General features: G+C 66.1%; 13 protein-coding genes. 6 read left to right on the top strand and 7 right to left on the bottom strand.

The window, feature by feature from the left end; translation table 11 throughout:
- Positions 1 to 90: 90 nt before the first annotated feature.
- Positions 91 to 1,104 (bottom strand): Gfo/Idh/MocA family protein, encoded by a 1,014-nt coding sequence (locus IDT60_RS02325; RefSeq protein ID WP_191080735.1) that lies wholly within the window; start codon positions 1,102 to 1,104, stop codon positions 91 to 93.
- Complete coding sequence (locus IDT60_RS02320) at positions 1,101 to 1,961, bottom strand: sugar phosphate isomerase/epimerase (protein ID WP_223883850.1); 861 nt, start codon at positions 1,959 to 1,961, stop codon at positions 1,101 to 1,103. Before IDT60_RS02320 ends, IDT60_RS02325 begins: the two co-directional genes overlap by 4 nt.
- 218 nt (positions 1,962 to 2,179) lie before the next feature.
- On the opposite strand from IDT60_RS02320, the gene IDT60_RS02315 reads away from it, so the two are divergent.
- The 3 genes from IDT60_RS02315 (at position 2,180) to IDT60_RS02305 (ending at position 4,695) form a co-directional block, all read left to right on the top strand.
- Positions 2,180 to 3,196, top strand: coding sequence for a LacI family DNA-binding transcriptional regulator (locus IDT60_RS02315; RefSeq protein WP_164206502.1), 1,017 nt, complete (start codon positions 2,180 to 2,182; stop codon positions 3,194 to 3,196).
- Between the two features lie 74 nt (positions 3,197 to 3,270).
- On the top strand, positions 3,271 to 4,092 hold the full coding sequence (gene nadE, locus IDT60_RS02310) for an ammonia-dependent NAD(+) synthetase (RefSeq protein WP_191080734.1): 822 nt from the start codon (positions 3,271 to 3,273) through the stop codon (positions 4,090 to 4,092).
- Between the two features lie 96 nt (positions 4,093 to 4,188).
- Positions 4,189 to 4,695 carry a MarR family winged helix-turn-helix transcriptional regulator gene (locus IDT60_RS02305; RefSeq protein ID WP_164202615.1) on the top strand — a complete coding sequence of 169 codons (507 nt, stop codon included), beginning with the start codon at positions 4,189 to 4,191 and terminating at the stop codon, positions 4,693 to 4,695.
- Between the two features lie 65 nt (positions 4,696 to 4,760).
- Here the strand turns inward: IDT60_RS02305 and IDT60_RS02300 are convergent, their stop codons facing one another.
- The 5 genes from IDT60_RS02300 to IDT60_RS02280 all read right to left on the bottom strand — a co-directional run bounded on the left by IDT60_RS02300 (position 4,761) and on the right by IDT60_RS02280 (position 9,973).
- Positions 4,761 to 5,540 carry an enoyl-CoA hydratase gene (locus tag IDT60_RS02300; protein ID WP_223883849.1) on the bottom strand — a complete coding sequence of 260 codons (780 nt, stop codon included), beginning with the start codon at positions 5,538 to 5,540 and terminating at the stop codon, positions 4,761 to 4,763.
- Positions 5,541 to 5,586: 46 nt separating this feature from the next.
- Positions 5,587 to 6,510: a 3-hydroxyisobutyrate dehydrogenase gene (mmsB, locus tag IDT60_RS02295; RefSeq protein ID WP_164202619.1), complete on the bottom strand. Its 924-nt coding sequence runs from the start codon at positions 6,508 to 6,510 to the stop codon at positions 5,587 to 5,589.
- Positions 6,503 to 7,576 carry an enoyl-CoA hydratase/isomerase family protein gene (locus IDT60_RS02290; RefSeq protein WP_191080732.1) on the bottom strand — a complete coding sequence of 358 codons (1,074 nt, stop codon included), beginning with the start codon at positions 7,574 to 7,576 and terminating at the stop codon, positions 6,503 to 6,505. The genes mmsB and IDT60_RS02290 overlap by 8 nt, the downstream gene beginning before the upstream one ends.
- Positions 7,576 to 9,075, bottom strand: coding sequence for a CoA-acylating methylmalonate-semialdehyde dehydrogenase (locus IDT60_RS02285; protein WP_191080731.1), 1,500 nt, complete (start codon positions 9,073 to 9,075; stop codon positions 7,576 to 7,578). The genes IDT60_RS02290 and IDT60_RS02285 overlap by 1 nt, the downstream gene beginning before the upstream one ends.
- A gap of 109 nt (positions 9,076 to 9,184) precedes the next feature.
- Entirely contained in the window at positions 9,185 to 9,973 is a 789-nt protein-coding gene (locus tag IDT60_RS02280; RefSeq protein WP_191080730.1) for an IclR family transcriptional regulator, read from the bottom strand.
- A gap of 198 nt (positions 9,974 to 10,171) precedes the next feature.
- Between IDT60_RS02280 and IDT60_RS02275 the strand changes: the two genes are divergently transcribed.
- The 3 genes from IDT60_RS02275 to IDT60_RS02265 are packed head-to-tail and all read left to right on the top strand — an operon-like array spanning position 10,172 to position 12,769.
- Positions 10,172 to 10,888 carry a CoA transferase subunit A gene (locus tag IDT60_RS02275; protein WP_191080729.1) on the top strand — a complete coding sequence of 239 codons (717 nt, stop codon included), beginning with the start codon at positions 10,172 to 10,174 and terminating at the stop codon, positions 10,886 to 10,888.
- A 28-nt stretch (positions 10,889 to 10,916) separates the two neighbouring features.
- The gene (locus tag IDT60_RS02270; RefSeq protein WP_191080728.1) at positions 10,917 to 11,588 is read left to right on the top strand and encodes a CoA transferase subunit B; all 672 of its coding nucleotides are present in this window, start codon (positions 10,917 to 10,919) and stop codon (positions 11,586 to 11,588) included.
- Positions 11,585 to 12,769 carry an acetyl-CoA acetyltransferase gene (locus IDT60_RS02265; protein WP_191080727.1) on the top strand — a complete coding sequence of 395 codons (1,185 nt, stop codon included), beginning with the start codon at positions 11,585 to 11,587 and terminating at the stop codon, positions 12,767 to 12,769. The genes IDT60_RS02270 and IDT60_RS02265 overlap by 4 nt, the downstream gene beginning before the upstream one ends.
- Positions 12,770 to 12,818 lie beyond the last annotated feature (49 nt).

Here is a 12,818-nt window from a genome sequence, read left to right as displayed (position 1 = left end):
TGGCAACCGATTGTCATTTTTGTTGCAACTTTAAAATCCAAGAGCCGCAAATGAAACGTTCAAACAGCTACAACCGGTTGCCCGCTAACTTCAGGAGACCTGCGCCAGCGCCTCGGGGTAGCTCTGTCGGTAGATATCCTTGACGATCCGCAGCGATTTCTCCGCCTCTTCCGGGTCTATCCAGAAGGGCCCGGGTTCACCGAGCCGGGCATAGAAGTCGCTGATAAGCAGCTCGTGCGAGACGCCCCAATAGGCGCGTCCGCCGGATTCCACCACACGTTCGGGCACTACGTCCACGCGGCCGTCCGCATGCGCTACTGTCAGGTCTCCGCGCAGGCTGAGCGTGGCTTTCTCGGTCACGATGTCCAACGTCACCGGCGCATTGACGGCATTGGCCAACGTGGCATAAAAAGCACTGCGGACCCCGCTGGCGTGCTCTGCCACGAATTCCGCGGTGTCCTCCACCTCAATCGTTTCGCCCAGGAACCGGGTGGCCGCATGGCCGGACACCGACACAACGTCGCCCACCAGCCACTGCAGCAGGTCCACGGTGTGGATGGCCTGGTTCATCATGAGCCCGCCGCCACCGCCTTCCCACGTGCCGCGCCAGGGCCGGCTGCGGTAGTAGTCAGCATCGCGGTGCCACATCACGGTGGCCGAAGCTCCCACCACCGCACCCAGCTCGCCGGTGGACAGCAGCGCATGCATGGCCTGGGCCGTGGCGTTGTAGCGGTTCTGGAAGCAGACAGCAATCTTGGCGCTGCTCAGCTTCGCGGCCTCCACCAGCCGGCGGCCCTCCTCTAGCGTGTGCGCCAGCGGCTTTTCCACAATCACATTGACGCCCCGCTCGAGGCAGTCCGCGGCAATTGCGGCATGCGTGTTGTGCGGCGTGGTGATATGCACAACGTCGGGACCGATGGCCTCGATGAGGCTGTGGTGGTCCGCGAATCCCGGAACACCGTAGGCTGCTACGGCGGCGGCAAGGCGCCCGGGGTCCGGGTCACAGACGCCGGCCAGCCGCGCGCCGTCGAGTTTCGCGATCGCCTCGAAGTGGACAGCCGAAACGTCGCCGCAGCCAATGACCGCGGCCTTCAGGCCGGTCACGAAAGCTCGATCCCGTTCTTGGCAGCGAGCGATGCGAACGCCCGGGCGGCGGTGCCGAAGGCAACCGGCCCGGAGAAGCCGCCAAGCTCATGATGGCTGGCAAGGTGGGGTTCCAAGGATGCGAAGCCTGCGTAGCCGTCCGCCTTCAGCGCGGCGATGGTGGCGTCGAGTTCGCCGTCACCCTCCCCGGAGGGCACAACCTCGCCTGTGGCCATGATGGCGTCCTTGACCTGGAGGTACTCGAGGTATGGGCGGAGCATGGCGTAGCCCTCGGTGTACGGCCGGACGCCCACCTGGACGAAGTTTGCGTTGTCCCACGCAACGCGCAGTGCGGGGGAATCAACAGATTCCATGATGTCCAAAACGCGCTGGGGCGTATCCCCGTAGATATCCTTTTCGTTCTCGTGCAGGAGGACGACGCCGGCGCTTTCGGCTTCAGCGGCCAGTGCCCGCATGCGGGTGATGACGTCGTCGCGGATTTCTTCGGGAGTCTGGGCTTCACTCCTGTAGAAGGAGAAAATACGGATGTACTTGGTATCCAGTCCCTTGGCCACGGAGATGATCTGGCGCAGGCGCTCCACCTCGTGCTCGACCGGCAGGCTGATGTCCACCTTGCCAATCGGGCTTGCCACAGCCGAGACTTTCAGGCCCTTCGCGTCGAGGATGCCCTTGAGTTCGGCAACCTGTCCGGGGGTCAGTTCGGAGACGTTGACGCCCCACGCGCTGCGGACTTCGATGTAGCTGGCGCCAAGAGCCAGCATGACGGCAGCCTGGACAGCCGGATCCGGATCCACTTCGTCGCCGAATCCTGAGAGCTGCCAAACAGTCCTGGTTGCTTCGTTTGCCGTTGTGGTCACAGGGATCTCCTTAGGTTTGCCCGCAACCGGACAGCCTGGGTGCCGCTCCGGTGCGCGGGTGACTTGCTTCACAAAGTTCTGCACTCAGTCTAGACATGTTGGGAAATGATGACAACCGATTGCCAAATGTTGACATCTTGTGGCAATCTAGGAGCATCAGGGCTGTGGTTATCGTCACAGTGCCCTCATTGTCCCGTTCAGAGAGGAACGCCATGGCGATGCAAGCAGCCGGAACAGACCGTCCTGCCACCATCCACGACATTGCCGCCATGTGCGGGGTGGCTGCGTCCACGGTGTCGCGTGCACTGTCCACCCCCGACAGGGTCAACGTCCGCACCCGTGCGCGCATCGAAGCGGCGGCCGCCCAGCTGAACTACACACCAAACAGCCAGGCGAAAGCCCTGAGTTCCGGGCGCACGGGCGCAGTGGGCGTCCTGGTCCCTGATATCACCAACCCGTTCTACTTCGACCTGATCCGGGGCACCCAGCTGCAGCTCAAGGCGGCCGGCTACACGCAGCTGCTGGTGGACACGGAGGAGTCGGATGAAGTTGAAGCCAGCAGCATGGAGCAGCTGCGAAAAAGCGCCGACGGCATCATCGTCACCGCGTCCAGGCTCAGCGACGACGCACTCCTGGCCGCGGCCGCGAAGATTCCGATCGTCACCATCAACCGGGATGTGGCCGGCGTACCCGCCGTGGTCATCGACACGCCCTCGGCCACCAGCCAGGCCCTGGACCACCTGATTTCGCTGGGCCACACGCACATCGCCTATATGGCAGGGCCGCTCACCTCCCAGTCCAGCACGCTTCGCTGGACTGCCCTGGCGGCCGCCGCCGAGGAACGCGGCGTGGATGTCCGCCGGCTCGGTCCCTTCGCCCCCAAGACGCAGTCCGGCGCTGCCGCCGCCGACGCCGCCGTGCACTCCGGCGTGACCGCCTGCATCGCCTTCAACGACCTGATTGCCATTGGAATGCTCCAGCGCCTGCGCGAACGCGGTATCCGGGTACCGGAGGACATGAGCGTGGTGGGCTGCGACGACATCTTCGGCGCTGACTTCTGCAATCCTCCGCTGACCACCATGGCCTCGCCGATCGAGCAGGCCGGCCGCGTGGCCGTATCCATGCTGCTGGCCCAGCTCAACCCGCTGGCCGGCGGGGGCAGCCGCAGCCGCTCCCTGATGCCTACGCACCTCACCGTCCGCGGCTCCACCGGGCCGGCGCCGGCGGCGTCGTAGCTCTTCCCGGCGACACGTCCCCTCACAAGGGACACAGTTGAGCGTTGTTGACAGCGCTGACTAGGCTGGATCACATGCGCGAACTCCAGGCCACCATCATCGAAGAAATGGGCGTGCAGCCCCGGATCGATCCGCGCGGGGAGGTGCGCAGGCGCGTTGATTTCCTGAAGGAGTATCTCCGGGCCACCCAGACGAAGGGCTTCGTCCTGGGCATCTCGGGCGGGCTGGACTCCTCGCTTGCCGGGCGCCTGGCCCAGCTGGCCGTGGAGGAGCTCGAGGCGGAGGGTGTGGAGGCTAACTTTGTGGCCGTCCGGCTCCCCTATGGGGTCCAGCATGACGAAGACGATGCGCAGGCCGCCCTGGACTTCATCCAGGCCAAGACCGAGTGGACGTTCAACATTTCCGCTGCGGTGGACGGCTTCGAGAACGAGTTCGAGAAGACTGTTGGAAACGGGATTTCCGATTTCCACAAGGGGAATACCAAGGCCCGGACGAGGATGATCGCGCAGTACGCCCTGGCCGGCGAGCACAACTACCTGGTGATCGGCACGGACCACGGCGCGGAGTCCGTCACCGGGTTCTTTACAAAATTCGGCGACGGCGGCGCGGACATCCTGCCGCTGTTCGGCCTGAACAAGCGCCAGAACCGCGAGCTCCTGGCCGAGCTTGGTGCGCCCGCCCGCGTCTGGGAGAAGGTGCCCACAGCGGACCTCCTGGATGACAAGCCGGGACGCACGGACGAGGATGAACTCGGCGTCAGCTACGACCAGATCGACGACTACCTCGAAGGCCGGGACATCCCGGAAGCCGCCGCCCAGCTGATCGAGCAGAAGTACCTCCGGACCCGGCACAAGCGCACCGTCCCGGTCACCATCTTCGACACCTGGTGGAAGTAGGCCGCAGCGCACCACCTTCCATACCCTTGGAAGTCCTAGTATATTGCTGGTGAGATCATCACGCGGGCTGTTGGCCCGGCAATGTCAGGAGGCACCGTGGGCACTCCGCTCCCCCGCGATCCCATCGCCGAGGCACGGCAGAACTGGGAACGCCACGGCTGGGGAGACGTCGCTGCGCCCATGGCTGCCATCACGGCCATCATGCGCACCCAGCAGATCCTGCTCGCCCGGATCGAGGCGGTCCTCAAGCCGTTCGGGCTGACGTTCGCCCGCTACGAGCTGCTGGCGCTGCTGAGCTTCGCCCGCAGCGGCGCGCTGCCCATGAACAAGGCAAGCGCACTGCTCCAGGTGCATCCCACCTCGGTGACAAACGCCGTCGACCGCCTCGAACAGGCGGGCCTGGTGGCCCGCTCCCCGCACCCCACCGACGGCCGGACCACCCTGATTGAGCTCACCGCCGAGGGCCGCACCCTGGCGAAACGCTCGACGGCGGCGCTCAACACCGAGGTGTTCGGCAAGTCCGGTTTCGCCGACGAGGACGTGGAGCACCTGCTCCGGGTCCTGGGCGATTTCCGCAAAGCCGCCGGCGACTTCACGGACTGATCGATTGCTCCGTAACGGCCGTTCTGAGCGTCCAAAACGGCCGTTACGGAGCAATGGATGGTTGGTTAGCGGTGGTTGAACTCCGGCTGGCGCTTTTCGCTGAACGCGGCCATGCCTTCCTTCTGGTCCTCCGTGGCGAACAGCGAGTGGAACATCCGGCGTTCGAACAGGACGCCCTGCGCGAGGCCCAGCTCGAAGGCGGCGTTCACGGCTTCCTTGGCCAGCATGGCGGCGGGCTTGGACTTGGACGCGATCACTTCGGCAGCCTTCAGTGCTTCCTCCACCACCGATGCCGCCGGGACCACCCGTGAAACCAGTCCCGCGCGTTCGGCCTCGGCGGCATCCATCATGCGACCGGTGAGGACCATGTCCATTGCCTTGGCTTTGCCTACCGCGCGGGTCAGGCGCTGGGACCCGCCCATGCCCGGGATGACGCCGAGGTTGATCTCCGGCTGGCCGAATTTGGCGTTGTCGCCGGCGATGATGACATCGCACATCATCGCGAGTTCACAGCCGCCGCCCAAGGCGAACCCGGATACCGCAGCCACCACCGGGATCCGCAGCCGGGTCAGGCTTTCCCACCCCCGGAACCAGTCCGCCGCGTACATCTCCACGTAGCCTTTGGCGGACATTTCCTTGATGTCCGCGCCCGCTGCGAAGGCCTTCTCCGAGCCGGTGATCACCACGGCACCCACGGCGGGGTCGGCGTCCATGGCGGTGGTGGCGGCTACAACCTCCTCCATGGTGGCCTTGTTCAGGGCGTTGAGCGCCTGTGGCCGGTTGAGGGTCACCAGCCCCACCCGGCCACGTTGTTCCACAAGAATGTTTTCGTAGTGCTGCGCCAAGCCGTGCCCCTTAGTGTGTGAGTGAAAAAGTTGTCCACGTGCAACGCTACGTGGCTGACTTGTCCCTGATATCCGTGATGATGCCCGAGAAATCGCGTCCTGCCCCGCCCCCTGCGGCGAACTCGTCATAAATCCTGGACGCCAGCGGCCCCATCTGTGCCGCCACGCCGGTGCTTTCCAGGGCGTTCAGGGCGAGCCGCAGGTCCTTGGCCATCAGCGCGCCGGCGAACCCGGGCTGGTAGTCGCGGTTGGCCGGGCTGGTTGGTACGGGCCCGGGAACGGGACAGTTGGTGGTCAGCGCCCAGCATTGGCCGGAGGCATTGGCGGCGACGTCGAACAGTGCCTGGTGCGTCAGGCCGAGCTTCTCGCCAAGCACAAAAGCCTCACTGACGGCGATCATGGACACACCCAGGATCATGTTGTTGCAGACCTTCGCGGCCTGCCCGGCGCCGTGGTCCCCGCAATGGACAACGCGCTTTCCCATCAGCTCCAGGACGGGTTTCACGGTTTCGAAGTCTTCCGGCAGGGCACCCACCATAAATGTCAGGGTGCCCGCTTCGGCCCCCACCACACCGCCGGAAACGGGTGCGTCAACGGAGCGGTGCCCGGCCTCCAAGGCGATCGCAGCGGCCTCGCGGGCCTCGTCAACATTGATGGTGGAGCAGTCGAGGAACATGGTGTCCGGTGCGGCCACTGACAGCAGGCCGGGCGCCCCGTCCACGCCGCGGTAGGCGTCCAGGACGTGCTGTCCGCTGGGCAGCATGGTGAGCACAATGGCGGCGCCGGTCACCGCTTCCGCCGCGGAAGCAGCCATCGGGATGCCGTGTGCTTTCGCCGCCTCCACGGCCGCGGGCACCGGATCGTAGCCCGCCACGCCGTGCCCGGCCTTGATCAGGTTGGCCGCCATGGGACCGCCCATATGGCCCAGGCCAAGGAAGGCGATGGTGCCGGAAGCTGCTCTGTCAGACATGGTCGGACTCCTTAGTGTGAAGTTGGAGCTCACGGTCGCCCAGGGGCGCGAAGTAGTGTTCGACGTCGGCCGCGGTCACTTCAGCGAGGGTCGCGGGCTTCCAGTGCGGGTTGCGGTCCTTGTCCACCACCTGGGCACGGATGCCTTCGCGGAAGTCCGGCCCCGCCAGGGAGCGCAGCCCCACCCGGTATTCCTGCGCCAGCGTTTCCTCCAGCGAGAAGCCGCGCACGCGCCGCAGGGAGGCAAGCGTGAGCTTCACGGCGGTGGGCGACTTCGCCTCGATGGTGGCTGCAGCGTCCGCCGCTTCCCCGCCCGCGGCGCGGAGCCGGCGGACAATCTCCTCCGCGTCGTAGGAGGCATAGGCAGCATCGATCCATTCCCGCCGTTCCGCAAGGGCCGAGGCCGGCGGATCCTCCGCGAAGCGCCCGACGGCGTCTGCCGCCGTCGCGCTTTCCAGCGCTTCGGCGAGCGCCGGGAGGCTGCCGGACGGCACAAAGTGGTCCGCGAGCCCGAGGAACAGGGCGTCGGCCCCGCTCAAGTGGGCGCCGGTGAGCGCCGCATGCGTGCCGGACTCCCCTGGCGCGCGGGACAGCAGAAGGGTCCCGCCGACGTCGGGCACAAAACCGATGGTGGTTTCCGGCATCCCGGTGCGGGTCCGCTCCGTGACGACGCGGAGGGAGCCGTGCGCGGAAATTCCTACGCCGCCGCCCAGCACCAGGCCGTCCATAAAAGCCACGTACGGTTTGGGGTAACGGGAAATGAGCGCGTTCAGCCGGTACTCGGTGGTCCAGAACTCCGCTGTGGCGCTGCCTCCCGCCAGTAGGTCCTGGTAGATGGCCACGATGTCACCGCCGGCGCACAGGCCACGGTCCCCTGCGCCGCGGACCAGGACGGTGGCCACGGCGTCATCCTGGGCCCAGGTAGTGAGCTGCTCCAGCACGGCTGCCACCATGCCGGCGTTCAGCGCGTTGACGGCCTTCGGCCTGTTCAGGGTGATGACGCCCAGGTGTCCGCGGCGTTCAAACAGGACCTCGGGTGCCTGCTCCGATCCCGGAAAATCAGTCATCAGCTGCCGGCCGGCATCACGAAGCTGGCGCCCTGGCGGATGCCGGAGGGCCAACGGGTGGTGACCGTTTTGGTCTTGGTGTAGAAACGGAACGCATCGGCGCCATGCTGGTTGAGGTCCCCGAAGCCGGAGGCCTTCCAGCCGCCAAAGGTGTAATACGCGATGGGCACCGGAATGGGGACGTTGATGCCCACCATCCCCACTTCCACCCGGCTGGCAAAGTCGCGGGCAGCGTCCCCGTCCCGGGTGAAGATCGCGACGCCGTTGCCGAACTCGTGCTCGGAGCAGAGCCTCAGCGCCTCGTCGTAGTCGGCGGCGCGGAGGACACTGAGGACCGGGCCGAAGATTTCTTCCTTGTAGATCTTCATGTCCTTGGTGACGTTGTCGAAGAGCGTTGGGCCCACCCAGAAGCCGCCGTCGTAGCCGTCCACGGTGAGGCCGCGGCCGTCGGCCACCAGCGTGGCGCCCTCGTCCACGCCGGCCTGGATGTAGCCCTCGATCCTGTCCTTGGCGGAGGCTGCCACCACCGGCCCGAAGTCGGATTCCTTGTCCAGGCTGTGGCCCACCTTGAGAGCTTTGACGCGCTGGGTCAGCTTGGCCACCAGGGCGTCGGCGGTCTCCTGGCCCACGGGAACGGCAACGGAGATGGCCATGCAGCGTTCCCCGGCGGAACCGTACCCGGCACCGATCAGGGCGTCGGCAGCCATCTCGAGATCGGCGTCGGGCATGATCACCATGTGATTCTTCGCGCCGCCGAAGCACTGCGCGCGCTTGCCGTACGCGGCCGCCGTGGCGTAGATGTATTGGGCGATCGGGGTGGAGCCCACAAAGCCGATGGCCTTTACCCGCGGGTCTTCAAGGAGTGCGTCCACGGCTTCCTTGTCCCCGTTGACCACGTTGAAGACGCCGTCCGGAACACCGGCCTGGCTGTAGAGCTCGGCGAGCCGCAGGGGCACGGACGGGTCGCGTTCGGAGGGCTTGAGGATAAACGCATTTCCCGCGGCGAGCGCCGGACCGGACTTCCACAGCGGGATCATGGCCGGGAAGTTGAACGGGGTGATGCCCGCGACGACGCCGAGGGGCTGGCGGAGTGAGTGGACATCGATGCCAGTGCCGGCGTCGTCCGAGAATTCACCCTTGAGCAGGTGCGGGGCGTTGGCGGAAAACTCCACCACTTCGATGCCGCGCTGGATATCGCCCTTGGCATCGGGGAAGGTCTTGCCGTGCTCGGAGGACAGCAGGGTGGCGAGCTCGTCCATGTTCTCGTTGACCAGATCCACAAATTTGAGCAGGATCCGGCCCCGCCGCTGCGGGTTCATGGCCGCCCATTCCAGCTGGCCCTTCTCGGCGGTGGCCACCGCATTGGCCACTTCTTCCTTGCTGGCCAGCGGTACCCTGGCCTGCACCTGGCCCGTACAGGGATCGTAGACATCGCTGAACCGCCCGGACGTGCCGTCGATCCGCTGGCCGCCGACGTAGTGTGAAAGCTCGTGCACCATCGAATGCTCCTTTGCATGTGGGGGTCGTCCCTGAACCCGAATCTACTCGGACTTCCTACTAATTTCTAGGGGGCGCCGGGCCGGTGCGTCCTGGCCGGGATGACGGGGTTCAGGTCTGCCGGGCAGCCCGCTCCGCCGGCAGCCTGGCGCTCATCCGGTGAGCTTCCTCCATGAGGAGTTTGCCGAGAAGTTCCTGCCGCTCCGGGCGGAACCGAGGCTCGATGCCGGTGAGGGAAAGGGCCCCCACCGGCCGCCCCAGCTGGTCGAACACGGCAGCCCCCATCCCCCAGCTGCCCTCCAGGACAAGCCCCGGATTAACGGCATAGCCGTGCAGCCGGGTCCGTTCGAGGTTGCTGCGGACAAGGTCCTTGCGGTGGCCGGCAGTAAAGGCTCCTGCGTGCTGCTCCCAGCTGGACAGGATGTCCTCCTGTTCGTCGTCCGGCAGGAAGGCCATGATCGCCGTCCCGGCTGAGGCCACGCCGAGCGGAAAACGGACGCCCTCATGCAGGACGAAGGACCGTACCGGGAAACTGCCCTCCTCGCGCAGCACACAGACCGTTTCGTGGCCCCGGCGGATGGAGTAGAAGGCGCTCTCCCCGGTTTCCTCGGCCAGGCGGCGCAGGCCAGGCCGGGCGATGTCCTCAAAGGGAAAGCGGGCCGCCGCCACGGATCCCAGCAGGAAGATCTCCGGGCCAAGGATCCAGTTGCCGCTTTTGGCATCGTGATCCAGGAGGCCTTCGGCGGCGAGGGAGGCCAGGAGCCGGTGGACGGTGGGCCGGGTCAGTCCGGACTCCCGCACCAATCCCGCGAGGGAGCTGCCCTCAGGCCTCCGGCCAACGAGCCGCAGCAGCGAAGCCACGCGGCCCACCACCTGCGTGCCTTGGACTGGATGTGCCATACAGGCCTCCTGTAAAAGAATTCCTCCACAATGTGGACACTCTAAAGCCTAGCGTCCACGCTGTGAAAGAACAGCGCTATTGGGCGGATTGCGCCGTTGACCGAGTTCGGGCGCCACCATAGGCTCCTGGATCAGGCCCATTGTCCACAAAGTGGATATCACTGAGGCGCTCTGACCGCTCGATGACGAGGAGATGGAATGTCCAAACTTAGATCCAACGCCGCAGCCGCTTTGGAGGACCTGCTCCGGGACGGCATGACGCTCGCCGTGGGCGGTTTCGGCCTGAGCGGCATCCCGGCAGACCTGATCGAGGCTGTCCGCGATGCCGGCGTGCGCGACCTAACCGTCGTTTCCAACAACATGGGGGTGGACGGCAAAGGCCTGGGCATCCTGATCGAAGCCGGCCAGGTCCGCAAGGTCATCGCCTCCTACGTCGGGGAAAACAAGCTCTTCGCCGAGCAGTACCTCGCCGGAAAACTCGAGGTGGAGTTCACCCCGCAGGGCACCTTGGCGGAGCGCCTCCGCGCCGGCGGCGCCGGCATCCCCGCGTTCTACACCAAAACCGGCGTGGGCACACTGGTTGCTGAAGGCAAGCCGCTGGCAGAGTTCGACGGCGGAACGTACGTCCAGGAGCGCGCCATCCGCGCCGACGTCGCACTGGTTCATGCGCACACTGCCGACACGGACGGGAACCTGATCTACCGCTACACCGCCCGGAACTTCAACCCGGTGGTGGCCACAGCGGGCGCCGTCACCATCGCCGAAGCGGAAATCATCGTGGCGCCCGGTGAACTCGACCCCAACCACATTGTCACCCCGGGCGTGTTCGTCCAGCACCTGGTGCAGGCAACTGACCGAGTGAAGGATATCGAGCAGCGCACCGTCCGGCCCCGCGCCGAACTCGCATCTGCATAACCCCCTGAATCTACCTAAGGAGAACCCCATGGCCTGGACCAGGGATGAAATGGCTGCCATCGCGGCCGAGGAACTGAACGACGGCGACTATGTGAACCTGGGCATCGGCATCCCCACACTGGTGGCCAATAACCTGCCCGAGGGCATCCGCGTGGTCCTGCAGAGCGAAAACGGCCTGCTGGGCATGGGCCCCTTCCCGTATGAAGGCGAGGAAGACGCCGACCTCATCAATGCCGGCAAGCAGACCGTCACCGTGCTCGACGGCGGCAGCATCTTCGACTCCGCCACGTCCTTCGGCATGATCCGCGGCGGCCACGTCAAGGTCGCCATCCTGGGTGCCATGCAGGTTTCCGGCAACGGCGACCTCGCCAACTGGACCATTCCCGGCAAGATGGTCAAGGGCATGGGCGGCGCCATGGACCTGGTGGCCGGCACGCCGCGCGTGGTGGTTCTGACTGAGCACAATGCCAAGGACGGCACGCCCAAGATTGTCACCGAGTGCACCCTGCCGCTCACCGGGCTGAGTTGTGTGGACCGGATCATCAGTGACCTCGCGGTCTTCGATGTTGTGAAGAACGACGGCGGCGCACGCCAGCTCACGCTGACCCGCCTCGCGCCGGGCGTCACGGTGGCCGAGATCCGCGACAAGACGGAAGCGGCATTCGACGTTGCCCTTGAACTGGAAGGAGCCACGGCATGAGCCTGCAGAAACAGTTCGGCAAGGATGTCCTGCTCACCGGCTGGGGCCACAGCCGGTTCGGCAAACTGACGGACGAGACCCTCGAATCCCTGATCGTCCAGGTGGCCACCGAGGCCATCAGCAACGCCGGCATCGAGGCCGGCCGGATCGACGAAATCTACCTGGGCCAGTTCAACTCCGGCATGATGCCGCTGGCGTTCCCGTCCTCCCTGGCCCTGCAGGTCTCCCCGGACCTGGCCAACGTCGCCGCCACCCGCGTGGAAAACGCGTGCGCTTCCGGTTCGGCTGCCTTCCAGCAGGGCACCAAATCCCTGCTGGCCGGCACCGCGAAGACCGTCCTGGTAATCGGCGCGGAGAAGATGACGCACGCCGGGGCCGACGTGGTGGGCGCCGCCCTCCTCGGCGCTGATTACGACATGGCCGGCCAGACCTCCACCACCGGTTTCACGGGCCTGTTCGCCGACGTCGCGAAGCACTACCAGAAGCGCTATGGCTCAGTGTCGGATGTGCTGGGGACAATCGCGGCGAAGAACCACCGTAACGGCGTGGACAACCCCTACGCCCAGCTTCGCAAGGACCTCGGCGAGGACTTCTGCCGCACCGTCTCGGACAAAAACCCCATGGTGGCCGATCCGCTGCGCCGCACCGACTGCTCCCCCGTGTCCGACGGCGCCGCCGCCGTTGTGCTTTCCGCCTCGCCAACGGGCGGGGTGACTGCGCCGGTGCGGCTGGCCGGGTTCGGTCACGCCAACGACTTCTTCCCTGCCGAACGCCGGGATCCCACGGCGTTCGCGGCCACGCGCATGTCCTGGCAGCGCGCCCTGGCGATGGCCGGCGTCGGGCTTGACGACCTGGACTTCGCCGAAGTCCACGACTGCTTCACCATCGCCGAACTGCTGATGTACGAGGCCATGGGCCTGACTGAACCTGGCCAGGGTTCCCGTGCCGTGACCGAAGGCTGGGTCTTCAAGGACGGCAAGCTGCCCGTCAACGTCTCCGGCGGGCTCAAGGCCAAGGGCCACCCCGTGGGCGCCACCGGCGTATCGCAGCACGTCATCGCCGCCATGCAGCTCACCGGCACCGCCGGCGACATGCAGCTGGGCCGCGCCCGGCGCGCGGCGGTGCAGAACATGGGCGGCGTGGGCATCGCCAACTACGTCAGCGTGCTCGAAGCCGTGTGAGCCCACCACCATCGGTTGCTCCGTAGTGGCCGTTTTGAGCAGTCAAAAG

This window comes from Pseudarthrobacter sp. BIM B-2242, from assembly GCF_014764445.1.
In the GTDB taxonomy this organism is placed as follows: Bacteria; Actinomycetota; Actinomycetes; order Actinomycetales; family Micrococcaceae; genus Arthrobacter; species Arthrobacter luteus_A.
The sequence above is the reverse complement of the archived record's forward strand: the minus strand, read 5'-3'. Positions and strand labels throughout refer to the sequence as shown.

What these genes read in the sequence shown, in the direction of transcription:
- IDT60_RS02270 (WP_191080728.1), top strand. Translation starts at nt 10,917, where the DNA reads ATGGCCTGGACCAGGGATGAAATGGCTGCCATCGCGGCCGAGGAACTG.
- IDT60_RS02285 (WP_191080731.1), bottom strand. Translation starts at nt 9,075, where the DNA reads ATGGTGCACGAGCTTTCACACTACGTCGGCGGCCAGCGGATCGACGGC.
- mmsB (WP_164202619.1), bottom strand. Translation starts at nt 6,510, where the DNA reads ATGTCTGACAGAGCAGCTTCCGGCACCATCGCCTTCCTTGGCCTGGGC.
- IDT60_RS02275 (WP_191080729.1), top strand. Translation starts at nt 10,172, where the DNA reads ATGTCCAAACTTAGATCCAACGCCGCAGCCGCTTTGGAGGACCTGCTC.
- IDT60_RS02315 (WP_164206502.1), top strand. Translation starts at nt 2,180, where the DNA reads ATGCAAGCAGCCGGAACAGACCGTCCTGCCACCATCCACGACATTGCC.
- IDT60_RS02265 (WP_191080727.1), top strand. Translation starts at nt 11,585, where the DNA reads ATGAGCCTGCAGAAACAGTTCGGCAAGGATGTCCTGCTCACCGGCTGG.
- nadE (WP_191080734.1), top strand. Translation starts at nt 3,271, where the DNA reads ATGCGCGAACTCCAGGCCACCATCATCGAAGAAATGGGCGTGCAGCCC.
- IDT60_RS02280 (WP_191080730.1), bottom strand. Translation starts at nt 9,973, where the DNA reads ATGGCACATCCAGTCCAAGGCACGCAGGTGGTGGGCCGCGTGGCTTCG.
- IDT60_RS02290 (WP_191080732.1), bottom strand. Translation starts at nt 7,576, where the DNA reads ATGACTGATTTTCCGGGATCGGAGCAGGCACCCGAGGTCCTGTTTGAA.